Origin of the sequence: Stenotrophomonas sp. FSL W7-1447, assembly GCF_037966425.1 — a bacterium.
Taxonomy (GTDB): domain Bacteria; phylum Pseudomonadota; class Gammaproteobacteria; order Xanthomonadales; family Xanthomonadaceae; genus Stenotrophomonas; species Stenotrophomonas pavanii.
This window is the reverse complement of sequence record NZ_CP150199.1, coordinates 2209661-2233151: the sequence shown is the minus strand read 5'-3', so window position 1 is coordinate 2233151 and position 23491 is coordinate 2209661. Positions and strand designations below refer to the sequence as shown.

General features: G+C 65.0%; 15 protein-coding genes. 7 read left to right on the top strand and 8 right to left on the bottom strand.

Going from position 1 to position 23491, the window contains the following annotated elements:
- The first annotated feature begins 62 nt into the window (after nucleotides 1-62).
- From betA to NSQ78_RS10475, 3 genes are all read left to right on the top strand, one after another.
- Nucleotides 63-1745 (top strand): choline dehydrogenase, encoded by a 1683-nt coding sequence (gene betA, locus NSQ78_RS10485; protein ID WP_021202070.1) that lies wholly within the window; start codon nucleotides 63-65, stop codon nucleotides 1743-1745.
- A 222-nt stretch (nucleotides 1746-1967) separates the two neighbouring features.
- The gene (locus NSQ78_RS10480; RefSeq protein ID WP_049466783.1) at nucleotides 1968-3644 is read left to right on the top strand and encodes a long-chain fatty acid--CoA ligase; all 1677 of its coding nucleotides are present in this window, start codon (nucleotides 1968-1970) and stop codon (nucleotides 3642-3644) included.
- 161 nt (nucleotides 3645-3805) lie between these two features.
- Nucleotides 3806-4678 carry a crotonase/enoyl-CoA hydratase family protein gene (locus NSQ78_RS10475; RefSeq protein WP_064238435.1) on the top strand — a complete coding sequence of 291 codons (873 nt, stop codon included), beginning with the start codon at nucleotides 3806-3808 and terminating at the stop codon, nucleotides 4676-4678.
- A 70-nt stretch (nucleotides 4679-4748) separates the two neighbouring features.
- On the opposite strand, the gene NSQ78_RS10470 is transcribed toward NSQ78_RS10475, so the two are convergent.
- The 8 genes from NSQ78_RS10470 to NSQ78_RS10435 form a co-directional block, all read right to left on the bottom strand.
- On the bottom strand, nucleotides 4749-6926 hold the full coding sequence (locus NSQ78_RS10470) for a response regulator (protein WP_053462852.1): 2178 nt from the start codon (nucleotides 6924-6926) through the stop codon (nucleotides 4749-4751).
- Nucleotides 6923-8068 (bottom strand): two-component system response regulator, encoded by a 1146-nt coding sequence (locus NSQ78_RS10465; RefSeq protein ID WP_049466787.1) that lies wholly within the window; start codon nucleotides 8066-8068, stop codon nucleotides 6923-6925. Before NSQ78_RS10465 ends, NSQ78_RS10470 begins: the two co-directional genes overlap by 4 nt.
- A 205-nt stretch (nucleotides 8069-8273) precedes the next feature.
- Nucleotides 8274-9785: a lysine--tRNA ligase gene (gene lysS / locus NSQ78_RS10460; protein WP_049466789.1), complete on the bottom strand. Its 1512-nt coding sequence runs from the start codon at nucleotides 9783-9785 to the stop codon at nucleotides 8274-8276.
- A 160-nt stretch (nucleotides 9786-9945) separates the two neighbouring features.
- A complete protein-coding gene (locus tag NSQ78_RS10455; RefSeq protein WP_064238433.1) occupies nucleotides 9946-11586 on the bottom strand; it encodes an acetolactate synthase large subunit in 1641 nt (546 codons plus the stop codon).
- A 62-nt stretch (nucleotides 11587-11648) separates the two neighbouring features.
- Entirely contained in the window at nucleotides 11649-13034 is a 1386-nt protein-coding gene (locus tag NSQ78_RS10450) for an NAD-dependent succinate-semialdehyde dehydrogenase (protein ID WP_064238431.1), read from the bottom strand.
- Nucleotides 13035-13655: 621 nt separating this feature from the next.
- On the bottom strand, nucleotides 13656-14438 hold the full coding sequence (locus NSQ78_RS10445; protein WP_057495109.1) for a helix-turn-helix transcriptional regulator: 783 nt from the start codon (nucleotides 14436-14438) through the stop codon (nucleotides 13656-13658).
- A 45-nt stretch (nucleotides 14439-14483) separates the two neighbouring features.
- Nucleotides 14484-15609, bottom strand: a protein-coding gene (gene prfB, locus NSQ78_RS10440; RefSeq protein ID WP_099479803.1) for a peptide chain release factor 2 whose coding sequence is annotated in 2 segments (ribosomal slippage) — nucleotides 14484-15533 and nucleotides 15535-15609 — 1125 coding nt in all. Because the reading frame shifts where the segments join, the coding sequence is not laid out codon by codon here.
- Between the two features lie 307 nt (nucleotides 15610-15916).
- Nucleotides 15917-16753 (bottom strand): WYL domain-containing protein, encoded by an 837-nt coding sequence (locus tag NSQ78_RS10435; RefSeq protein ID WP_339208568.1) that lies wholly within the window; start codon nucleotides 16751-16753, stop codon nucleotides 15917-15919.
- A gap of 80 nt (nucleotides 16754-16833) precedes the next feature.
- On the opposite strand from NSQ78_RS10435, the gene NSQ78_RS10430 reads away from it, so the two are divergent.
- The 4 genes from NSQ78_RS10430 to NSQ78_RS10415 are packed head-to-tail and all read left to right on the top strand — an operon-like array spanning nucleotide 16834 to nucleotide 23441.
- Complete coding sequence (locus tag NSQ78_RS10430; RefSeq protein WP_308306419.1) at nucleotides 16834-18252, top strand: Wadjet anti-phage system protein JetA family protein; 1419 nt, start codon at nucleotides 16834-16836, stop codon at nucleotides 18250-18252.
- Nucleotides 18252-18848, top strand: a complete 597-nt coding sequence (locus tag NSQ78_RS10425) for a DUF4194 domain-containing protein (RefSeq protein ID WP_064238424.1) — start codon at nucleotides 18252-18254, stop codon at nucleotides 18846-18848. Before NSQ78_RS10430 ends, NSQ78_RS10425 begins: the two co-directional genes overlap by 1 nt.
- Nucleotides 18845-22261 (top strand): SbcC/MukB-like Walker B domain-containing protein, encoded by a 3417-nt coding sequence (locus NSQ78_RS10420; protein WP_064238422.1) that lies wholly within the window; start codon nucleotides 18845-18847, stop codon nucleotides 22259-22261. The genes NSQ78_RS10425 and NSQ78_RS10420 overlap by 4 nt, the downstream gene beginning before the upstream one ends.
- Complete coding sequence (locus NSQ78_RS10415) at nucleotides 22251-23441, top strand: Wadjet anti-phage system protein JetD domain-containing protein (protein ID WP_339208566.1); 1191 nt, start codon at nucleotides 22251-22253, stop codon at nucleotides 23439-23441. Before NSQ78_RS10420 ends, NSQ78_RS10415 begins: the two co-directional genes overlap by 11 nt.
- Nucleotides 23442-23491: the final 50 nt, after the last annotated feature.

The window sequence follows — 23491 nt, the reverse complement described above, 5'->3', positions numbered from 1 at the left end:
GCCGATCCGACATTCCGCCGCGACGCCTGCCCGCAGTGCGTCGCGGCCTGCAGGAGACACCCATGAGCACCCATAACGAGTACGACTACATCATCATCGGCGCCGGTTCGGCCGGCAACGTGCTGGCCACCCGCCTCACCGAAGATGCCGATGTCAGCGTGCTGCTGCTGGAAGCCGGTGGCCCGGACTACCGGTTCGATTTCCGTACCCAGATGCCGGCCGCACTGGCCTTCCCGCTGCAGGGCAAGCGCTACAACTGGGCGTACAAGACCGATCCGGAGCCCTTCATGAACAACCGCCGCATGGACTGCGGCCGCGGCAAGGGCCTGGGCGGCTCGTCGCTTATCAACGGCATGTGCTACATCCGTGGCAATGCGATGGACTACGACAACTGGGCCAGCATGCCCGGCCTGGAAGACTGGACCTACCTGGACTGCCTGCCCTACTTCCGCAAGGCCGAAACCCGTGACATCGGCCCCAACGACTACCACGGCGGTGACGGCCCGCTGCGCGTGACCACGCCCAAGGCCGGCAACAACGAACTGTTCGCTGCGATGGTCGAGGCCGGCGTGCAGGCCGGCTACCCGCGCACCGACGATCTCAACGGCTACCAGCAGGAAGGCTTCGGCCCGATGGACCGCACGGTGACCCCGAAGGGCCGTCGCTCCAGCACCGCCCGCGGCTACCTGGACCTGGCCAAGCCGCGCCCGAACCTGACCATCGTCACCCACGCGCTGACCGACCGCATCCTGTTCTCGGGCAAGCGTGCGGTGGGCGTGCAGTGGCTGCACAACGACCAGCCGCAGCGTGCGACCGCCCGCCGCGAGGTGCTGCTGTGCGGCGGCGCCATCGCCTCGCCGCAGATCCTGCAGCGCTCTGGCGTCGGCCCGGCCGACCTGCTGCGCAGCCTCGACATCGACCTGGTGCACCACCTGCCGGGCGTCGGCGCCAACCTGCAGGACCACCTTGAGATGTACCTGCAGTACGAGTGCAAGAAGCCGGTCTCGCTGGCCCCGGCGCTGAAGCTGTACAACCAGCCGGCGATCGGTGCCGAGTGGCTGTTCCTGGGCACCGGCATCGGCGCCAGCAACCAGTTCGAGGCCGGTGGCTTCATCCGCAGCGACGCCGAATTCGACTGGCCGAACCTGCAGTACCACTTCCTGCCGGTGGCGATCAATTACAACGGCTCCAACCCGATCAAGGCGCACAGCTTCCAGATGCACGTCGGCTCGATGCGCTCGCCCAGCCGTGGCCGCATCCACGTGCGCTCGAAGGATCCGCGCGAACATCCGAGCATCCTGTTCAACTACATGTCGCACGAGCAGGACTGGCGCGAATTCCGCGCGGCGATCCGCATCACCCGCGAGATCTTCGCGCAGCCGGCACTGGCCCCGTACAGCGGCCGCGAGATCTCGCCGGGCAGTGCACTGCAGACCGATGCACAGATCGATGCGTTCGTGCGCGAGCATGCCGAGACCGCCTACCACCCGTCCTGCTCGAACAAGATGGGCCATGCCGACGACCCGATGGCGGTGGTCGATGGCCAGGGTCGCGTGCACGGCCTGGAAGGCCTGCGCATCGTCGATGCCTCGATCATGCCGCAGGTGGTGACCGGCAACCTCAACGCGCCGACCATCATGATGGCCGAGAAGCTGGCCGACGTGATCCGCGGCCGCACGCCGCTGGCCCGCAGCACCGCGCCGTACTACAAGGCCAACGGTGCGCCGGTGCGCAAGCAGGGTTGACGCAGGCGGCCCGCCTGGGGCCACGGTAGTGCCGGCCGCTGGCCGGCATCCATCGGATGGCCTGTCCAGCGCAGATGCCGGCCAGCGGCCGGCACTATCCAGCAAAGAGGCTCTCCGGGGCCTCTTCGCGTTTTCCCTACGGCGGGGTATGCTGCAATGACCGGCCGTTGTCGATACGCTCAGGGTCGGAACCTAATACATCACGATTCCTGGAGGGGGAATATGAGTCTGGATCGTCCCTGGCTGCAGAGCTATCCGAAAGGCGTTCCCGCCGAAATCGACGTCAACGAGTTCCATTCGGTAGCTTCGGTCTTCGACGCTTCCGTCGCGAAGTTCCGCGACCGTCCCGCCTACTCCAGCTTCGGCAAGGTCCTCACCTATGGCGAGACCGACGCGCTGGTCGAACAGTTCGCGGCCTACCTGCTGGGTGAGCTCAAGCTCAAGAAGGGCGACCGCGTCGCCTTGATGATGCCCAACTGCCTGCAGTACCCGGTGGCCACCTTCGGCGTGCTGCGCGCCGGCCTGACCGTGGTCAACGTCAACCCGCTGTACACCGCGCGCGAGCTCAAGCACCAGCTGATCGATGCCGGCGTGACCGCGCTGGTGGTGGTCGACAACTTTGGCGACACCGTCGAACAGGTCATCGCCGATACGCCGGTCAAGCATGTGGTCACCACCGGCCTGGGCGACCTGCTCGGCGCCAAGGGCGTGATCGTCAACTTCGTGCTGAAGTACATCAAGAAGATGGTGCCCAACTACCATCTCAAGGGCGCGGTGCGCTTCCGCCAGGCGCTCAAGCTCGGCAGCCGCCACAGCCTGCCCAAGGTCGAGATCGACCACGACGACATCGCCTTCCTGCAGTACACCGGCGGCACCACCGGCGTGGCCAAGGGCGCGATGCTGACCAACCGCAACCTGATCGCCAACATGCAGCAGGCCTCGGCCTGGATCAGCGCGTCGGGCATCGAGATGGGCAAGGAGTGGATCATCACCGCCCTGCCGCTGTACCACATCTTCGCGCTGACCGCGAACGGGCTGGTCTTCATGAAGTTCGGTGGCTGCAACCACCTGATCACCAACCCGCGGGACATGAAGGGCTTCGTCAAGGAGCTCAAGTCGGTGCGCTTCACCGCCATCACCGGTGTCAACACGCTGTTCAACGGGCTGCTCAACACCCCCGGCTTCGACACGGTCGACTTCTCCTCGCTGAAGGTCACCCTGGGCGGTGGCATGGCGGTGCAGCGCGCCGTGGCCGAGCGCTGGAAGAAGGTCACCGGCGTGACCCTGGTCGAGGCCTATGGCCTGACCGAGACCTCACCGGCGGCCTGCATCAACCCGCTCACCCTGACCGAGTACAACGGCTCGATCGGACTGCCGATCCCGTCCACCGATGCCTGCATCAAGGATGACAACAGTGCCATCCTGCCGCTGGGCGATGTCGGCGAGCTCTGCATCAAGGGCCCGCAGGTGATGAAGGGCTACTGGCAGCGCCCGGAGGAAACGGCCAAGGCCATCGACGCGGACGGCTGGCTGCATACCGGCGACATGGCCAAGATGGACGAACACGGCTTCTTCTACATCGTGGACCGCAAGAAGGACATGATCCTGGTGTCCGGCTTCAACGTGTACCCGAACGAGGTCGAGGACGTGATCGCGATGATGCCGGGCGTGCTGGAAGTGGCCGCGGTCGGCGTCCCGGACGACAAGTCCGGCGAGGTGGTGAAGGTGGTCATCGTGAAGAAGGACCCGAACCTGACCGCCGAAATGGTCAAGGAGCATGCCCGGGCCAACCTGACCGGCTACAAGCACCCCAAAATCGTTGAATTCCGAAAGGAGCTGCCGAAGACCAACGTCGGCAAGATCCTCCGTCGCGAACTCCGCGATACGCCCGCCCAGTAAGGGTTTGCGGCAATTTGAACGATGCAGGGCCCGGGGCGGAAACGTCCCGGGCCCTTTCGCATGCGACGCCCCTGAGGCGGTGTAGCATCGCCGCGTGTGTGGACCGTTCGGCCCGCCGGCCACCCACCTGACACTGCGGGCCGCATGCCGAGGACCCTTCCATGAGTACCATCGAAAAGCTGCCTTCAAGCGGCTCACCGTTCGCCACCATCCGTACCGAAGACAGCGCCGACGGCGCTGCCCACTGGCTGTTCATGCACGCCGATGCCGCCACCGGGATCCGCCCCTGCTGCCGCAAGGACATGCTCGACGAAATGTGGAGCTACATGGCGGCCATCACCCGCAGCCCTGCCGAACGCCACCACGGGACATTGCGGCATTTCGTGCTGGCCTCCGATGCCGTCGCCTACAACCTGGGCGGCGACCTGGACCTGTTCACCCGCCTGATCCGCGAGGGCAACCGCGACCCCCTGCAGAACTACGCCCAGCGCTGCGTGGAGGGCGTGCACCACCTGCACACCGGGTTCGGCGGCGACGTCCGTTCGATCGCGCTGATCCAGGGTGACGCCCTCGGCGGCGGCCTGGAAATGGCCCTGGCCTGCCACACCATCGTCGCCGAGGAAGGCAGCGGACTGGGCCTGCCGGAGGTGCTGTTCGGCCTGTTCCCGGGCATGGGTGCGTACTCCTTCCTGTGCCGGCGCGTGTCCCCCCACCTGGCCGAGAAGATCATCCTCGACGGCCGGGTCTACAGCGCCGAGGAGATGCACGCGATGGGCGTGGTCGACGTGCTGGTGAAGAAGGGCGAAGGCCGGGCGGCGGTGGAAGAACTGATCCGCCAGCAGCAGCGCACGCCGCAGTCCTATCTGGCGATGAACGCCGCACGCGCCATCGCCCAGCCGGTCAGCTACGACGAACTGCTGGAGATCACCAAGGTATGGGTCGATTCCGCCCTCGCACTCGGCGACCGCTCGCTGCGCACCATGGATCGCCTGATCAAGGCCCAGACCCGTCGCGCCAGTCTCGACGCGGCCTGATTCCTCCCCTCCCCCAGGATGGGTTCAAGCCCGGCTGGCCACCGGGCTTTTTTTGAGTTCACGCCACGCCTCAGCGCGCTTCACCATCGTCGGCGGCTCCGCGCATGCGGCGTTCGGCCCGCGCGTCCAGTGCGCGCCGGCCTTCCTTGATCGCCTCCTGCAGGATGCCCAGGCGCGTGCGCCATTCGGTCTTCAGCTGCCAGTCGGCCATCCGCATCAGCTCGCCGGCACGGTTGGACGCGCGCATCAGGCCAAGGTTGCTGGCCACGCCCTTGATCGCGTGGGACTGTTCGCGGAACACGTCCCACTGAGCCGCCTCGCCGGCCTGCTCGGCCTTGCCCATGCAGCTCGCCACGTCTTCCAGGCACTGGCGGATGAATTCACGCTCGAAGCCCTCGCCCATGCCCAGCGAGGCCAGTTCGTCCAGCACGCTGCTGTCGAGCACGCCATCCTGCAGCGGCGCCGCCGGTCGCACCACCGGTGCGGCCATGGTCTTCAGCTGGGCATTGCTGGCGATCTCGGCCAGCGTATCGAGCAGGCGCACCGCAACGACGGGCTTGGCCAGGAAGGCATGTGCGCCGGCCTGGGTACAGCGCTGGATCGCCTCGGGCGTTACATCCGCACTGAGTACCAGTACCGGCGTGCGCGGACCGCCGCCGGCCTGCATCACCCGCAGTTCCTTGAGCATGTCCAGCCCGCTCATGCCCGGCATGTGCAGATCGACGATGACCGCGTCGAACTCGCTGTCGGCCAGCGCATCCAGCACCGCCTCGCCGCCATCCACGCACAGCACGCGATGGCCGGCCTTCTGCAGCAGGCGCTGCAGGACCATGCGGTTGGCTTCGTGGTCGTCGGCCACCAGGATCTGCATGCTGCGCACGCGGGCGCGATGGCGCAGGAACGGATCGGCAAAAGCGATCACGTTGCCGCCCGGGCCCGCGCCTTCGTCGCCGCTCAGGCTCGGCACCGCGCCCGGCACCTGCGGCTGCGGCGGCGCGAACGGCAGCTCGACCCAGAAGTGGCTGCCGCGCGGCGGGTTTTCCAGATAGCCGATGTCACCGTCCATTGCCTCGACCAGGCCCTTGGCGATGGTCGTGCCCAGCCCGGTCCCCTCGTGACGGCGCGCCATGCTGACGTCGGCCTGCTCGAACGCGTCGAACAGCCGTGCACGCATGGCAGGTGGCACGCCGATGCCGGTGTCGAGGATGTCGAAGCGCAACCGCACCGCCCCGCTGGCATCGGCCTGTACCACGCCGACCCGGATCTCGACCCGGCCATGGTCGGTGAACTTGACCGCGTTGCCTGCCAGGTTCAGCAGGATCTGGCGCAGGTGCCCGACATCGCCGCGCACGCGTGGCGGCACACCGTCGGCCACCTTCACCCGGTAATCCAGTCGCTTGGCCTTGGCCTGTGGCAACAGGATCAGGCCGATCGCCTGGATCACGTCGGCCACGGCGAAGTCCTCGGCCACCACGCGCAGCTTGCCGGCCTCGATGGCCGAAATGTCCAGCACTTCCTCCACCAGTGCCAGCAGGCTGCGCGACGACGCCTGGATGGTGTTGAGGCACTCGCGCTGCTCGTCATCCAGGCGCGTGGTGGCCAGCACTTCGGTCATGCCGTTGAGACCGTTCAACGGCGTGCGGAACTCATGGCTCATGTTGGCCAGGAACCGGCTCTTGGCCTCGCTGGCGCGGCGCGCCTCGGCCATCGCTTCGGTCAGCTGCCGCAGCAGTGTCGAGAAGTACAGCGGCACCGCTGCCAGGCCCAGCCAGAGGCCGATGGCCAGGCGGAAATTCTGTTGCCAGTAGGGCGTCAGCAGCACGGTACAACCGAAGCTCACCATGGCCATCGCCACCGCCACGTACAGGTAATGGTTGCCGAAGCGCATGCCGTTGCCGACCGTCACCCACATCACCACGATGTAGACCCAGGCCAGCGGCTCGCCCATCTGCACCATGCCCGCGGCGATCAGACCGTAGTCGGCCAGCATGCCCAGCACGCGGCGCGGATCGGAACGCGCCGGCCGCCACAGCAGCCAGCCGAACAGCAGCAGCGACAGGCTCAGGCCGGTCAGCACGATCGCCAGCACACCGACGTACTGGGTGTGCGGCAGATCGTGGCGCGGCGCCGGCAACAGCACGTAGGCCAGGATCAGGCTGATCAGCACGATGCGGACGATCTGCTGGCCGTGCTCGCTGTCCTGGCGCTGGGACAGGCGCAGCCGCAGCTGCGACAACAGGCGTTTCACGCGCCCAGCCCCGGGCGCGCGGACGCCATCGAATGCTCGGCGCAGATCTGGTCCAGCTGTTCGCGGCCGCGCAGCAGCGCGTCCACGCATCGGGGATCGAACAGCCGGCCACGCTGGGCGTAGAGATAAGCCAGGGTGGCTTCCATGGTCCATGCTTCCTTGTACGGACGGGGCGAAATCAGGGCGTCGAAGACATCGGCGACGGCCACGATGCGCGCTTCCAGCGGAATCGCATCGCCGACCAGCCCATCGGGATAGCCGCTGCCGTCGTAGCGCTCATGATGACGTAGTGCGATCAATGCGCCAACCTGGATGAAACGATTCTGGCTGCCGCTCAGCAGTTCATGGCCAATCCGCGGGTGCCGGCGCATGATCGCCAGCTCTTCCTCGTTGAGCTTGCCCTGCTTGAGCAGCACCGCATCGGGAATGGCGATCTTGCCCATGTCATGTAGCGGCGCAGCCATTTCGATCAGGCGCACGTCCTCCTCGGGCAGCCCGAGCTGTTCGGCGATCAGTCCGGCCACGCGCGCCATGCGCTCCAGGTAGGCGCTGGTGCCGGCATCACGGAACTCGATCGCCCGCGCCAGCCGCGACAGCGTTTCGCGCTCGCGCTCTTCGACCTCATGCATGCTGGCCAGCAGGCGCTGCTCCAGCGACAGCGCCCGTTGCTTCACGTTCTCGGTCTGCTGGCGCAACTGCAGCAGGTTGTAGCAACGCGCACGCAGTTCGCGCGGGCGGATCGGCTTGACCAGGAAGTCGATGACGCCGGCTTCCAGTGCCGCCTGGCGGATCGGCTCGTCACCGACCACCGTGATCAGGATCACCGGAATGTCGCGGTGCTTGGGCAGGCGACGGAAACGACGGGCGAATTCCAGCCCATCCATCTCCGGCATGCGGTAATCGAGCAGCAGCAGGTCGACCGGATGGGCTTCGCACCAAGCCAATGCGGTCAACGGGTCTCCGAAGTCATACACGCTCAGTTCCGGCGCGATGTCTTCGATGACGTGACGCAGCATCGTCCGTGCGGAAGTCTGGTCGTCAACGATGACGATGTTCAACGCGTACTCTGCCTGGTTTTTCGACCACGCTGGATCATCAGCAGGCGAGGATACTCTGCCGCTGCGAACGCTCGCACCCTGCATCGGCCTGACTCCCGTGTCATGCGTCCCGATTCATGATCGTCATCACAATGTGAAGCGGACTCCCCACACCGTGCCCTCCCCCTGGTGCCGATCAAGCCATAACAGGCGTCAAGGTAGTGCAATTACGATACGCCGAGTGCGGGACGCGTCAATCGCGCCGTCTCGTTTCGGGACGGCGCGCACAATCGGGAGTCAAAAAGGCGACTTACTGCTCCGGACGCATGTACGGGAACAGCAGTACATCGCGGATCGAGCTGCTGCCGGTCAGCAGCATCACCAGACGATCCACGCCGATGCCGAGGCCGCCGGTCGGTGCCATGCCGTACTCCAGCGCACGGATGTAGTCGGCGTCGTAGTGCATGGCCTCGTCATCGCCACCTTCCTTCGCGGCCACCTGGGCCTGGAAGCGCTGGGCCTGGTCTTCCGGATCGTTCAGCTCGGAGAAGCCGTTGGCCAGCTCCTTGCCGTTGACGAACAGCTCGAAGCGGTCGGTGTAGCCCGGGTCATTGTCGTTGGCACGGGCCAGCGGCGAGACCTCCACCGGGTGGTCGGTGATGAAGGTCGGCTGGATCAGGGTGTGCTCGACGGTGGCCTCGAAGATCTCCAGCAGCAGCTTGCCCCAGCCGTAGGACGGCTTGACGCGGATCTTCAGGCGCTCGCAATGGCGCAGCAGCGCGTCGCGGTCGGTACAGTCGGCGACGGAGATTTCCGGGTTGTGGTGGCGGACTGCCTCGTCCATGCGCCAGCGGCGGAACGCCGGGCCCAGGTCGATCTTCGCGCCATCCCACTCGACCTCGGTGCTGCCGTTGACGGTCCTGGCCACGTCACGGATCACGCCTTCGGTCAGGTCCATGATCTCGTTGTACGTGGCGTAGGCCTCGTACAGCTCCATCATGGTGAATTCCGGGTTGTGACGGGTGCTGACGCCTTCATTGCGGAAGTTGCGGTTGATCTCGTACACCCGCTCCAGGCCACCCACGGTCAGGCGCTTGAGGTACAGCTCCGGCGCCACGCGCAGGTACAGGTCCAGGTCCAGCGCATTGTGGTGGGTGGTGAATGGCTTGGCCGCCGCGCCGCCGGGGATGTAATGCATCATCGGCGTCTCGACTTCCAGGAAGTCGCGGCTGTCCAGCCATGCACGCATGGCGCGGATGATCTTGGAGCGCTTGATGAAGACCGCGCGCGACTCCGGGGTCACGATCAGGTCGACGTAGCGCTGGCGATAGCGCTGCTCGACGTCGGCCAGGCCGTGCCACTTGTCCGGCAGCGGGCGCAGCGACTTGGTCAGCAGGCGGATCGACTCGGCCTTGACCGACAGTTCGCCGGTCTTGGTGCGGGTCAGGCCGCCTTCGACGGCGATGATGTCACCCACGTCCCAGCCCTTGAACGCGGTGTAGGCATCGCCCAGCACGGCACCCTGCAGGAACAGCTGGATGCGGCCGGACTCGTCCTGGATCTGCGCGAAGCTGGCCTTGCCCATGATGCGCTTGGCCATCAGGCGGCCGGCCATCTTCACCTGGCGGCCGTTGCCTTCCAGCGCCTCGGCGGTCCACTGTTCGGCATCGGCGAATTCTTCCTGCAGGCGGCCGGCGAAGTCCTCGCGACGGAAATCGTTCGGATACGCGATGCCCTGCCCACGCAGCGCTTTGAGTTTCTCGCGGCGCTCGGCGATCAACTTGTTTTCGTCGACGGGGGGGGTATCGGTAGCTTCGCTCATGGATCTGCGGGAATCGTGTAGTGAGGGGGGATGCAGCGCCCGGCACAGCCGGTTGCCCAGCATACCAAAACCGCCCTGCCCCAGCCGGGAGAGGGGTCAGATCCCCCTGCTGCGCAAAGGAATCTGACCGCCTCCGGGACCCTGCCTGGACCCTGGATGTCTACCTGTTGCCGGGGAAGGCCTGCCGCAACTCATCCACCAGCACCCGCTGGTTCTCCGAATAGTCCACCGGCACCGAGACCAGGTGCACCCCACCCGCGTTGAACGCAGCTTCCAGGGTCGGGATGAACTGCTCGATGGCGGTCACCTCGTGGCCCTTGCAGCCGTAGGCCTCCGCGTACTTCACGAAATCCGGGTTGCTGAAGGTCATGCCATAGTCGGTGAAACCATCCACCGCCTGCTTCCAGCGGATCATGCCGTAGGCACCGTCGTTGAGGATCAGCACCACCAGGTTCAGGCCCAGCCGGCGCGCCGTCTCCAGCTCCTGGCTGTTCATCATGAAACCGCCGTCGCCACACACCGCCAGCACCCGTCGTTGCGGGTACAGGATCGAGGCCATGATCGCCGACGGCAGGCCCGCGCCCATGGTCGCCAGCGCGTTGTCCAGCAGCAATGTGTTGGCCACCTGGGTGCGGTAGTTGCGCGCAAACCAGATCTTGTACATGCCGTTGTCCAGCGCCACGATGCCATCCGGTGGCATCACCTGGCGCACGTCGTGCACCAGCCGCTGCGGGGTGAACCGGGCCTCATCGGCACGGTCGGCCAGGTGCTCGAGGATGGTTGCGCGCAGCGGCAGCAGCGCATCGGCATTGGGCACTGCACCTTCGATGCGATCGACCAGCCGGGTCAACGAACGGCCGATATCACCGATCACCTCCACCTGCGGGAAGTACACCTGCTCCACCGCCGCCTGCGAGTAGCCGATATGGATCACCGTCGGCCCACCCGGGCGCATCACGAACGGCGGCTTCTCGGTGACTTCGTGACCGATGGTCACGATCACGTCGGCCTGGTCGATCGCCATGTGCACGTAATCACGCTCGGTCAGCGCCGCGGTGCCCATGTACAGGCCCGAGCCCCCGGCCACCGCGCCCTTGCCCATCTGCGTGGTGAAGAACGGAATGCCGGCGCGCAGCACGAACGCCGACAGCGCCTCGCTGGACTGCGGCCGCGACGCCGCCGAAGCGATCATCAGCAGCGGACGCCGGGCGTTGCGGATGATCTCCGCCGCGCGGTCCAGCGCTTCCGGGCTGGCGACCGGGCGGTCCACCGCGTGCGGCGGGATCATCGCCGCGCCCTCGACCTCATCGGCGGCGATGTCCTCGGGCAGCTCCAGCAGCACCGGGCCTGGCCGCTCTTCCTGGGCAACCCGGAACGCCTCGCGGACGATGGTCGGGATCGTGCGCGCCGAGACGATCTGCCGCGCCTGCTTGGTCAGCGGCTTCATCGTGCTGACGATGTCGACGATCTGGAAGCGCGCCTGCTTGCTGGCGACGATGCCCTTCTGTCCGGTGATCAGGATCACCGGCCACGCACCGAGCAGCGCATAGGCGGCGCCGGTGGTGAAGTTGAGCGCGCCCGGACCGAGCGTTGCCAGGCATACGCCCGGCTTGCCGGTCAGGCGGCCGTAAGTGGCCGCCATGAACACCGCCGCCTGTTCGTGGCGGGTGATGACCAGTTCGATGCTGGAATGGCGGAGCGACTCGACCACGTCGAGGTTTTCTTCGCCGGGAATACCGAAAATGCGCTCGACGCCTTCGTTCTCAAGTGCGGCGACGAGCAGATCTGAACCCTTGGACATCGGATGCCGTCCTTTGTGCTGGACTGATGGTGGATCGTTGCAGGAAGGATGAGAGCCGCGCGTCAATGCTTGTCGAACCACACTGTCTGCGCGTTGACGAATTCACGGATGCCGAAGTGCGAGAGCTCGCGGCCGAAACCGCTCTTCTTCACGCCACCGATCGGCACGCGGGGGTCGGAAGCGGAGAAGCCGTTGACGAACACGCCGCCGGTCTGCAGCCGGCGCGCCAGCTGCATGGCACGGGCGCGGTCACCGGTCCACAGGTTGCCGCTGAGGCCGAATTCGCTCTGGTTGGCCAGTTCCACCGCATGGTCGGCATCGCGGGCGCGGCTGATCGAGGCCACCGGCCCGAACGTCTCCGTATCAAAGGCCTGCATGCCCGGCTCCACGTCCGCCAGCACGGTGGGCGCATAGAACGCGCCCGGGCGATCGAGCTGATGGCCACCGACGAGCAGCTTCGCGCCTGCGTCCACCGAGGCGCGCACCTGCGCGTCCAACTGTTCCAGCAGGTCCTGGCGTGCCATCGGCCCGATGCGGTTGCCTGCCTCGCGGCCATCGCCGATGGTCAGTGCCTGCACCTTCTGGCAGAACTGCGCGACGAAGCGGTCGTACACCGCGTCTTCAACGATGATCCGCTTGCCGGCAATGCAGACCTGCCCGGTATTCTGGAAGCGCGAGGCCACCGCCGCCTCCACGGCAGCGTCCAGATCGGCATCGGCCAGCACGATGAACGGATCCGAGCCCCCCAGCTCCAGCACCACCTTCTTCAGCGCCTGCCCGGCCTGGGCGGCGATGCTGCGGCCGGCGGCCACGCTGCCGGTCAGGGTGACTGCCGCAATGCGGTCATCGGCAATCGCGCGGCTGGTGCCCTCGCGGCTGATGTTGGCGGCGATGAAGGTGCCTTCCGGCAGCCCCGCGTCGCGCCAGGCGGCGTCGAGCAGCTGCGCGGTACCGACAATGTTCTCGGCCGGCTTCAGCAGGAAGCCGTTGCCACCCATAAGGATCGGCACCGCCGCGCGCATCACCTGCCAGTACGGGAAATTCCACGGCATGATGCCCAGCACCACGCCCAGCGGCAGGTAGGACACGTAGGCCTTGTCATCGGGCACCTGGGTGGGTTCGTCACGCAGGAACTGCGCGCCGTGGTCGGCGTACCAGTCGCACAGCACGGCGCACTTCTCGATCTCGGCCAGTGCTTCGGCCTGGACCTTGCCCATTTCGGCAGTGGCCAGCGCGGCCAGCTTTTCACGGTCACGGCGCAGTACGGCGGCCATCGCACGCAGCACTGCGGCCCGCTGTTCGAGGCTGCTGGCGCTCCAGGCGGCGAAGCCGGCCTGGCCACGCTCGAGGATCGCATCCAGTTCGGCATCGGTGGCGAAGGGATGGCTGGCGATCTGCTGGCCGGTAGCCGGATCGCGGGAAATGGCGGTGGTGGGGGCAGCGGACATGCAGGGCTCCTGTTGTCTCGACAACGGGCGGTGGCCCGTCTTCTGCACAGGAATGTGGACCCGATTGGCGGAGGCAACAAGGCGTCTGCCTATCCTGTGACCAGCACTTACCTGGCTGAATGGGGGCTCTTGGCAGGGCTGCGCCCTGCACCCGCAGAGCAACTGCAACAGCCGAAGCAGCAGCAACAGCGGGCTATCCGTGGGATGGCGAGGTGCGTCCGGTTGCGGGAGACGCCGTAAACCCGTCCTTGGGGGCTTGGCCGCGGCATCCATGCCGCGGACACTCCCGCAACCGGACCCACCCCGCCTTCGACGGTTTTCCGCGATCTGCCGGAAATACTCTTGGGAATTTCTTTCGATATCTGACAGATGTGTCGACCAACGTCGACACCCACCAACAGCCGCGCGGAAACTGTCAAAGGCGGGGCGGTGTGGGTTGGCAGGACCGTTGGCGCCATGGATGGCGCCATCGAGCCCCCAAGGATGGGTTTACGGCGTGTCCTGCCAACCCACACCGCCCCGCCATCCCACGGAATGCCCGCTGTTGCTGTTGCTTCTGAGGTTGCCGGCCAGCGGCCGGCACTACCGCGGGTGCAGGGCTGCAAGCCCTGCCGAACAGCCCTACTTTCGCGGCAGGTAGGTCACCAGGGAAAGATCGTGCCGGCTCTCCGGCACCAGCGCCACGTACTGCAGGTCCAGCAGCCCGCGCGTGGGATGGTTCAGCTTCTTCGCACCCTCATCGAACCGGCGCACGTCGTGCTCCGGCCACCACTGGCGGAATTCTTCGCTGTGCGCGGCGAGGTCCTCGACCAGCGCCAGGAACGGCGCCTTGTCCGGCGCCTGCGCCATCGCCGCGCGGAAGCCGGCCAGCAGGCCGCGGGTCATTTCTTCCCAGTTGAGGATCAACGTGCGGTACGGCGGGTACAGGAACATCAGCCGCAGCGTGTTGCGCTCATGCGGCGCCAACTGGCTGTAGTCCACGAACAGATCGGCAATGGCCGGATTCCAGGCCAGGATATCGAAGCGGGTGTTGCGCACGTAGGCCGGGATCGGCTGCATCGCCTCCACCAACTGGCGCAGGCCATCGGTCACGCTCTCGTCCGGTGACTCCAGCGGCACGCCGTAGCCGGACAGCGCAAACGCATAGGCGCGCTCGTCGTCGCTCATGCGCAGCACCTGCGCCAGCCGCTCCAGCACCTCGGGCGAGGCGCGCACTTCACGGCCCTGCTCGATCCAGGTGTACCAGCTGACACTGACCCCGATCGCCAGCGCGACTTCCTCGCGTTTCAGGCCCGGGGTACGCCGGCGCCCGGCCGGCAGGCCGAGCGTGGCGGGGTCGACACGGGCGCGGCAGGCCTTGAGGAAGCCGCCCAGTTCCTTGCGTTCACTTTCGCTGCGCATCATCGCCCTCCGTTGCGGAAGGCGATGCTATCCGCGCAGGCGCGTCGATCAGGCATCGACGCGCTTGGAGCCCACGGCCAGGCCGGCCTTGAGGCTGGCCTCGACGAACTCGTCCAGGTCGCCGTCGAGCACCTTCTGCGTATCCGAGCGCTCGATGCCGGTACGCAGGTCCTTGATACGGCTCTGGTCGAGCACGTAGTTGCGGATCTGGCTGCCCCAGCCGATGTCGGACTTGGTGGCTTCCACCGCGTCCTTCTCGGCGTTGCGCTTCTGGATCTCCAGCTCGTACAGCTTGGCGGCCAGCATCTTCATCGCGTTGTCGCGGTTCTGGTGCTGGCTTCGGCCGGTCTGGCAGGCCACGACGATGTTGGTCGGGATGTGGGTGATGCGCACCGCCGACTCGGTCTTGTTGACGTGCTGGCCACCGGCACCGGACGAACGGTACACGTCGGTACGCAGGTCGGCCGGGTTGATGGTGATGTCGATGTTGTCGTCGATTTCCGGCGACACGAACACCGAGGTGAAGCTGGTGTGGCGGCGATTGTCCGAGTCGAACGGCGACTTGCGCACCAGGCGGTGCACACCGGTCTCGGTCTTCAGCCAGCCATAGGCATAGTCGCCTTCCACGCGCAGCGTGGCCGACTTGATGCCAGCAACGTCGCCGCCGGAGACTTCCATCAGCTCGGTCTTCCAGCCACGCGATTCACACCAGCGCAGGTACATGCGCAGCAGGATCTCGGCCCAGTCCTGGGCTTCGGTACCACCGGCACCGGCCTGGATGTCGACGAACGCGGCCGCATTGTCCATCTCGCCGGAGAACATGCGCTGGAACTCCAGCTTCTCCACGTGCGCCTGGTGCTTGTCGAGGTCGGCGACCACGGCCAGAGCGGTTTCCTCGTCCTGCTCGGACTCGGCCAGCTCCAGCAGCTCGGTGGCGTCGTTCAGGCCATCGAGCACCGAGGCGATGCCGCCCACGGTCTTTTCCAGGCTGGAACGCTCGCGGCCCAGGTTCTGGGCGTATTCGGCGTTGTTCCAGACGTCGGGGCTTTCCAGCTCCCGCGTTACTTCTTCAAGACGCTCTTTCTTGGCGTCGTAGTCAAAGATACCCCCGAAGCGACAGCACGCGATCGGTCAGATCGGTGATGCGCTGGCGGACAGGATTCAGTTCGATCATGTCGGCGGTCGTGCATTCAAAAGATGACTGCTCAGGATAGCGCCAAGCCATTGATCCAGCAAGCGTTACCTGGCCGCGCCAGGCATTTCCCCCACAACAACCCCCACATCCCTTGGGCGCTGTGAAGTAGACCTCCGGCCTCCGGGTGGGACCCTCATCCATCTGCGCCCCACTCGATCAGAGCGACTGCTGCCGCAACCTCTGCCCCCAATGCCGGGGCCGCGAAATCAAGCCCTAGTCGCGGCTTAGCGGAGCCTTCGAATTTGAAACAAGCGCCACCTTCGTGACGCGGCGCCTGACCTCACCGTCAGTGCCAACTAGCACCCTTGGGGAGGGACTCTGGGTCATCCACCATCAGGAGATAATCGGGCGCAGGATGCCGCTGGGGATCCAGCCCTGCCCGATAGGCCTGAATCACGTAGGGGACCAACGGGACCTCCACTTCAAACCGGAGCCCTGCGGTGCCCTGCATGTATTCCTCGCGAACCATCTCCCGCTGAGCGGAACTGAGCTGCGGATGCGCGATGAGCCGAACGGCCACCTTGTTGGCCCACTGGACGTCCTCATCCTTCCCAGGTAGGTCCTGAACGTCCACGGTTTCGACCTCGGTGATTCGGCCCAGATTGAAATCACGGAATTGACTCGCCTTGGTGCACCAAGCACGCACATGCCAGCGCGCCCCGGCTTTGATGAGCGTGTGCGGCCGAATGGTTCGCCGGTGAGCGGCGGGCTGACTCATCGAACGGTAGGTGATGCCAACCGCACCACCGCTACGAATCGCGGCGTGTATCCGCGCATGATCTGAGTAGCTGATGCGCGTTCCGTCAACGCCCACCAACGAACTGGGAACCCCCGCCAAGAGGTGGGCGTCCGCTGTTGCGCCAATCAGCCGCTCGTATTCACTGAAGAGGCCCACCGTGAGATCGGGCCTCATTCGCCGGGCACGGTCATAGGCCTTGGCATTGGGGACGGGCACGCAGGCGTGCGGGTACCGCAACCTGAATGCGGCAATGTCCCGGCTTGCAAGGGTTTCGTGGACATCGAACAACTGCAAGAGGCGAGCGCGACTGACCCGCCCTTCCCAGAGGAGTAAAAGTTCGATCGCTCGCAAGCGCTCTTCGGACTGGATGGTTCTCTGGGCCATAGATCGCTCTGCTTTGACATGGACAATAGCACGGCGCTATTAATAGCACCATGCTATGACCAACAAGCAAGGATGCGCGCGTGGAGAGTTCCGATGCCGTACCCCTGTTCGACCGCCTGAACCCTGGTCTTTTCCGGCTGCTGGGCATGCCCAACGGACAGCGGTATTGGGCCGTCATCTGCCGCCTCATGGCTGAACTGTGGGGCGACGGCGGTCTCTCCCCCGGCGAAGACGTCCAGAAAACGGCCGTGGTTCGAGCGATTGAATCCTACCTGGCCGCTGATGACCCTTGGGACGGGGACCTGGAAACCAACATTACGATTCGGGCAAACGAGATCGCCAACAAGCTGGTGGAAACGTCTTGGCTGTCCGAGCGTCGCCGTGGTGCGGTGAAGATGTTGACCGTCAGACCCGTGGTCGCCCAGTTCTTCAGCGTCCTGTGCGACTTCTCGACGCAGGAGCCTGAATTCCTCGGCAGCAAATTCCGGTCGATCCTTCTGAATCTCAAATCCGTCTACAGCGGGGAATCCGGTGGCGAGCAATTCGTGGAGGCCGCGCGGCAGGCCAAACAGTGCATGGCGCACATCGTCCACACGGCCTGCAAAGTCCAGGACCTCATGGTAGAACTGCTTCGCCGATCAACGGCCAGGGAGTTCGTCAAGGGCTTCTTCGAGGAATACGTGCAGGGCCTCTTTATCGCCGATTACAGTGAACTGAGGACCAAGGATCACCCCCTTCAGTACCGCACGCTGATCGTCAGCCTCACCCACCAAATGCGTCACGAGGAAGAACGCCGGTCTTCGCTGCTTGCGTGGTACACCGAGAAGCGTGCGGGTGGAGACAGCGGCCGAGCTGAAACGCTCTTCGAGCGCGACAGCCTTCAACTGCTGCGGCTGAGCGAGGTGCACGAGCAACTGCGCCACGTCGACGAAGAGATCCGGATCGCCAATCAGCAGGGCCTCGTGCTGATGGCCTACAGTATGCGAGCCCCGCGCAACTTCGACAAACTCATCGCGCGCTCGCTTTCGGCCGTGGGGCACATGCGCGAAGGCGACATTGGGCTTCCAGCCGCCAGCGGCGCGCGCCACGCCTCCGAGTGGGGCCTGGCCAAGCCACACCTTTTCGTCAAATCCCAGGTCGCCACGGGTGTCCGTCGCAGGACCCCTACCCTGGAGGAGCTGGCGTTGGAATCGCTCCGTCGCAAGATGGCCGAGGTCCGAATGGTGAAGCCCATGCAGCTCATCCACTATATCGCCCGGCACCTGAAGGGCCGCAGCGAGATCAGCTGCCAGGAACTGACCATCGAGTCCATCAACGATCTCTGCTGCTATCAGCGCCTGCTGTTGATTGCCTCTCGAAGCGAATGTCCCCCCGAGATGCGGAGGGACGACCCGTTGCTGAAACTTCCAGGCGTGCGCGTAGGGTTCGACCCGGACTCCAGCACCCGCAATCCATACATGGAACATCGAACCTTCAGGATTCAGAGGGAGCGTGCGTGATGGTGAATTGGGAGAGATTGGCTGAGCAGAACCCGCTGTACGTTGCAGATGATCTTCGGCGTGCAGGCTACCGCCTGGTCATGGAACAAGTGATCTACGGATCAGACTTACGCAGCCGGACGACCTACGAAATCTTGGTCAAGTTCCTGGCAAGCTACCGCGAGCTGCTCGGTAGCTTGGGAATGACGGTGATTCACAATCCTCACATGTCCTATGTGGTGGCCGTCCCCAACCCATACGTGGCGGAAAAGATGCGATTGTCCGAGACCCGCTTGGCGTTGGTACTGCGCAGCCTCTACAACGACAAGATGTATGCCACCGAGATCATCGCCGGCGAGGCGCACGTGACGATCCATGATCTGGAGACGGCCTACAAGGATCTGATGGGGAAAGAGCTTCCGGAAACCGCGCAGCTGCGGGAGACCTTGGCGGCCTTGAAGCGCTACGGCCTGCTTCGCCTGGAAGATGCTCATGACGAGCAACCGTTCACGGTCATCGTCAGGCCCGGCATTGTTGACGTCCTCGGCGAAACCGCCCTGCTTCAGCTGGCCGCACATGCTCCATCGAGCACTGACGAAGAGAAAGAGAACGCATGAAGAAGCTCGTCATGATCAGCATGGTCCAGTACTTCCTCTACGAGAGGACGGACCTGGAGATCGGCCATAACACGGCGTTCCTTGGCCCCAACGGAACCGGAAAGACCGCACTGCTGGACGCCTTCCAGATCGTGATTCTGGCTGCAGATGGCAACCGCACCCACTACAACGCCTCGGGCGAAGGCAAGCGGAGGGCGCGCACGCTACGCGACTACTGCCTGGGCGTCTATGGCCAGACCGACGACAAGCGCTATCGCAATGCGGCGAACACCTACATCAACCTGGTGTTCCGTGATCAGGAGACCAACTATCCGGTCACGATCGGAGCATCGTTCTCCGCCGACCAGACCAGTCCCGAGGCCACCCTCAACGGCCTCTATGTGCTCCCGGGCATCGCCCTCACCAGCAAGATGCACGTTGAGGTTCAGGATGGAAAGGAAGTCACCATCCCGTGGCGCCGGTTCCAGCACATCATCGCCGACGAGTGCCGGGCCGTCGGGACGACGGCGGAGATCACCAAGAATCGCCAGACCTTCCTGCGGCACGTGTTCGTGGGCAACCTGGCATCGCCCGGCGAGCGCCCCAACACGAAATCCATCCAGACGTCGTTTGCCCGGTCGCTGAAGCTCAACCAGGACGTCGCCGACCTCAACGAGGTGCTGCGCGACAACCTGGTCGAGGAGCACCTCACCGACGTCGCCCTGTTCAAGGCCCGCCTTCTTCAGTTCCGCGATCTGCGCGAGCTGGTGCGCATCGTCCAGGAGCGGATCGATCGCGTCAGTGAGATCGCCGCCAAGTACAGTCTGGTGCTTCGCGAGCGTACGGCCGCCACGAACGTTCAGGCCCTTGGGGCTGTCTATGAGACCGAACGGGTGGCTGAGAACCTCTCGGCCACCCAGGACAAGGTCGACGAGCTCACGGGTGAACTCTCCGCCAAGCAGGATGCGTTGAAGGAGGCCGAATTGGCCGTTGAGCTTCACGAGGCTGCCCGAGACCGCGCGCTGCAGGCAAGAGATCGGGATCCGGACTATGCCAAGCAGGCCAGTACGGCAGCGCACCTGTCGGATCTGGAGCGCAGTCACGGCGAGAAGGCCTCGGAGCTGAGCGCCATGGTGGCCGCTGCGACGTCCGCGGTGGCCCAAGCCGGACGCCTGCCGGATCTCGGCGATGCCCAAGAGGTTTTTGAAGCCGCGCTTGCGCAACTGCTCGCGCTACCGGTCAACGATGAGCACGCCCCGCTTCCGGCCGAGCAGTTGAGATCGGTGGCGACGGCGCTGGAGAAGACGAGCCACTGTGCCCGCCGGGCCGCCACGGCGGCCGAACAGGCAGCGAAATCGGCGCTGGATGCACGCCGGGAGGCCAAATCCACGCTGGAGCGCGCCCAGCAAGGGCTCAGAAAGCTGAGGGAGCCTGTCTCCGAGCTCCGTCGCCTGCTTCACGAGCATGGCATCACCGCTACCCCGGTGGCCGACTTGGTCAGTATCAAAGACCCGACCTGGCAGCCGGCGCTGGAGGCCTTCTTGACCAGCCACGCCGACGCCCTGCTGGTCGCCGGCGGCCGCGAACAGGAACTGCGCGCGATCGACGTGTACAGGAAACACGGGCCCCGGCTCGGCCTCTGGCGCGTCAAACTCGCCATGCCCACTCGAGGTCATCCCTGGCAGTCCCGAAGCGCCGGCCGGTTCGCCGCCAACCTCATCGAAGGCGATGTCGAGGCCGTACGCTATCTGCAGGGTGTTCTTGGACAGCTCACTTTGGCTTCCAGCAGCGAGGAACTGCTGGATTCGGCGCGGGCAATCTCCAAGGAGGGCATGGTCAGCACCGGAGGCAGCATCGAACTGCGAGAGCGCCCCAAGCAGTTGATCATCGGCCGCGTCGACTCCTCCCAGCTTCAAGATGAGGCCTCACGTGAATTGGCAGAGGCCGAGCGCGTGTACGGCCTGGCCCAGGCCAACGCCATCGCCTTGGGTGCAGCAGCCAATCGGCTGGGCCTCTACGCCAGCGCAGATGAGACCTTTGGGCATCTGAACCGCCTCTTCTCCTCCGTTCGAGGCAGCCTCAGCGTGGTCGAGCAGATGCGTGAAAGGCTCGCGGCGGTGCGCTCCGGGGAACTGGACAAGCTGGAAGGGGCACTGGCTCTGGCCTCCGAGCGCCGTGACCTGGCCAGACGCCAGGTGACCGCTCTGAGCAGCGAGGTCGGCGGACTGACCCAGAAACTCAACCAGGCCACCCAAGCCGTCCGTGGGCTTGAGGGCCTGCTCGAGTCAGCCCAAGCCAACGAGAAGCTGCTTCGCACTGCCCCCCTCTACGACGCCAACGAAGTGGAGCGTCACCGCGCGCGATATGACGCGCGATTGGGCGAGGACGTGGATGCCAAGCAGACCGCTTGCAGGACCCGAGTCAACCGAGCCAATGATGCCGCCTCTGAAGCCGACCACGAGGGCTGGAGCAGTTTCTGTCAGTACGCGGCGGACTTTGCTCTCCAAAACCACGATCTGACCAAGCAGCAGTGGCAGCAGGTTCACGCCTTTGCCGTCGACGAGAAGCAGCGTTTGGAGGGTCTTGAGCTGATCCAGCGAAAGGAAGAGGCTGAGCAAGCGTATCAAGCCGCCGTCGATGTGTTCCGGACCGACGTCGCCCAGACCCTGCTGGAGGGGTTTGACGCCGTCTCGAGTCAGATCGACGGACTGAACGACATCCTGCGTTCGGCGCCGGAGTTTTCCAATGGCGAGCGCTACCAGTTCGTGCATAGCCCGATTGAGCAGCATCGAGCGCTCTACAATTTTCTGCTCCAGGTCAAGAAACACGGCGAAGAAGGGGTCGATCTGTTCAAGGAAACCGAGAAGGTTCCTGAGGAGTTCCGATTGCTGGTCGAGGGGGATGCCGACTCCCCGCTTCTCCATGCGACCAGTCCGTTGAACGACCATCGCCGCTTCTTCTCCTATGACGTCAAGATCTTCCACAACGGCACCTCGATCGGGCTGCTGAGCAAGCGATTTGGCCCTGGTTCCGGCGGCGAACACCGCACGCCGCTGTACGTAATCTTCGGAGCGGCCTTGGCCGCTGCCTATGGCAAGTCCAAAACCGCGCAGACGCCAGGCGGCTTGATCATGCTCGATGAGGCGTTTGAGAAGATGGACGCCCAGAACGTTCGTGCAACCGCCGAGTACCTCAACGCCCTGGGCCTGCAGATGATCCTGGCGGGCCCCGAGGCCGATCAGCCCAAGATGTCTTCTTTCCTCGACATCTACTACGACATGGCGCGCCATGGCTCTGACCAGATCCAGCTCACCAAGAACGTCGTCCTGGATGAAGCAAAGGAGCTTCTGCGCAGCGATAACTACTTGCTCTATCCCGAGCTCCTAGAGACGGAGATGGCTAGATTGATCAGCGGGGCTTCCGATGCTGGCTGATGCCGTACTCGCCGGGCTTCTCGCCCGGGCCGAGAAGCGCGCCTTGTCCAGCGACCGGACCGCCAAGGAAAAGATCAGCGAGCTTGACGCCTACTGGGCCCTGTCACTGAAAGATCGTGATGCGTTCCACGAGCGCATGCGCAAGGCGGAACGCGAGGGTGCCATCCACGTAGTCTGGTCCAAGCAGGGGGGAGAGGATCGGACAGCGGATCTCATCTCCGTAAAGAACGTCCCGGCGTTGGCCGCCTTCCTGGGCACCACGACCCGCACGGACGTGCTCAGCACGGCCAGCACATCGCTCGCACCTTGGGCAACGAATCCGCGTGTTCGGCAAATCCTCGAGAGGTGGCGCAGCGGCAAGAAGATCCGCAAATTGGGTCCCGCGTCGGCGAACGTCTTCGTCGATGCCCTCACCGTCCTAGACGCTTTGGCCCGATTGCCAGGCGAAGATCAGGTCGTACGTCGACTGAGCGTCAAGCTGTTCGGTGACTCCAAACGCATCGAAAAGCTGCTTCGACCGCTGGACGTCCTCACCAACGAGAGTCTCGCGGCCCCTGCCAGGACCCCTCAAGAATTGTTCAACCAGCCGGGGTTAGTGAAGGAGCCGCAGCCCTTCCTGGTTGCCGGCGCAGGCACCCTGCGGCTTGACCAAAACCAGCTCGCCCCTGTGCTTCGCCCGTTTCTCGGCGTGGCCAGCAAGGCCATTGAAGGCTATTCGGGCACCCCAGCGTGGGTACTGAGCATCGAGAACCTGACCACCTTCCACCTGTGCAGCCAATTGCCGCAAGCGCCCCAGGGGTTGATCGTGTACACCGGGGGCATGCCCTCGCCCGCTTGGGCCACCGCGTACGCCAAGCTCCTGGCCGAGGTTTCGTCGGCCACGCCCGTCCTGCACTGGGGTGACATCGACGCCGGCGGGTTTCGCATCGCCGCCAGGATTCGAGAGGTGGTGCCCACATCCCTCCCCTTTCTCCCTTGGTTGATGGACCCGCTTGGGCTCCCTGCCGGCGTGGAAACGCACCGAGCAGATCCTGCCACGCTTGGTGCCATGACGCGCCACGCTGACCGCGCTGGCTGGTCGGAGCTGGCAGAAACACTGCGCCCCATCTGTGTGGAACAAGAGGCCCTCGATCCTCTCTTGCCGGGAATCGATCTCCAAGAGCGGATCCTGAAATCGTAGGGCAAGGCCAGTTAGTTGAAGAAAAGGCACACCATGAAGATCGCGGCGAC

Excerpts from the sequence above, each read along its gene's own strand:
- betA (WP_021202070.1), top strand. The coding sequence starts at position 63 with ATGAGCACCCATAACGAGTACGACTACATCATCATCGGCGCCGGTTCG.
- NSQ78_RS10480 (WP_049466783.1), top strand. The coding sequence starts at position 1,968 with ATGAGTCTGGATCGTCCCTGGCTGCAGAGCTATCCGAAAGGCGTTCCC.
- NSQ78_RS10475 (WP_064238435.1), top strand. The coding sequence starts at position 3,806 with ATGAGTACCATCGAAAAGCTGCCTTCAAGCGGCTCACCGTTCGCCACC.
- NSQ78_RS10465 (WP_049466787.1), bottom strand. The coding sequence starts at position 8,068 with ATGCAGGGTGCGAGCGTTCGCAGCGGCAGAGTATCCTCGCCTGCTGAT.
- lysS (WP_049466789.1), bottom strand. The coding sequence starts at position 9,785 with ATGAGCGAAGCTACCGATACCCCCCCCGTCGACGAAAACAAGTTGATC.
- NSQ78_RS10455 (WP_064238433.1), bottom strand. The coding sequence starts at position 11,586 with ATGTCCAAGGGTTCAGATCTGCTCGTCGCCGCACTTGAGAACGAAGGC.
- NSQ78_RS10450 (WP_064238431.1), bottom strand. The coding sequence starts at position 13,034 with ATGTCCGCTGCCCCCACCACCGCCATTTCCCGCGATCCGGCTACCGGC.
- NSQ78_RS10445 (WP_057495109.1), bottom strand. The coding sequence starts at position 14,438 with ATGATGCGCAGCGAAAGTGAACGCAAGGAACTGGGCGGCTTCCTCAAG.
- NSQ78_RS10435 (WP_339208568.1), bottom strand. The coding sequence starts at position 16,753 with ATGGCCCAGAGAACCATCCAGTCCGAAGAGCGCTTGCGAGCGATCGAA.
- NSQ78_RS10425 (WP_064238424.1), top strand. The coding sequence starts at position 18,252 with ATGGTGAATTGGGAGAGATTGGCTGAGCAGAACCCGCTGTACGTTGCA.
- NSQ78_RS10420 (WP_064238422.1), top strand. The coding sequence starts at position 18,845 with ATGAAGAAGCTCGTCATGATCAGCATGGTCCAGTACTTCCTCTACGAG.
- NSQ78_RS10415 (WP_339208566.1), top strand. The coding sequence starts at position 22,251 with ATGCTGGCTGATGCCGTACTCGCCGGGCTTCTCGCCCGGGCCGAGAAG.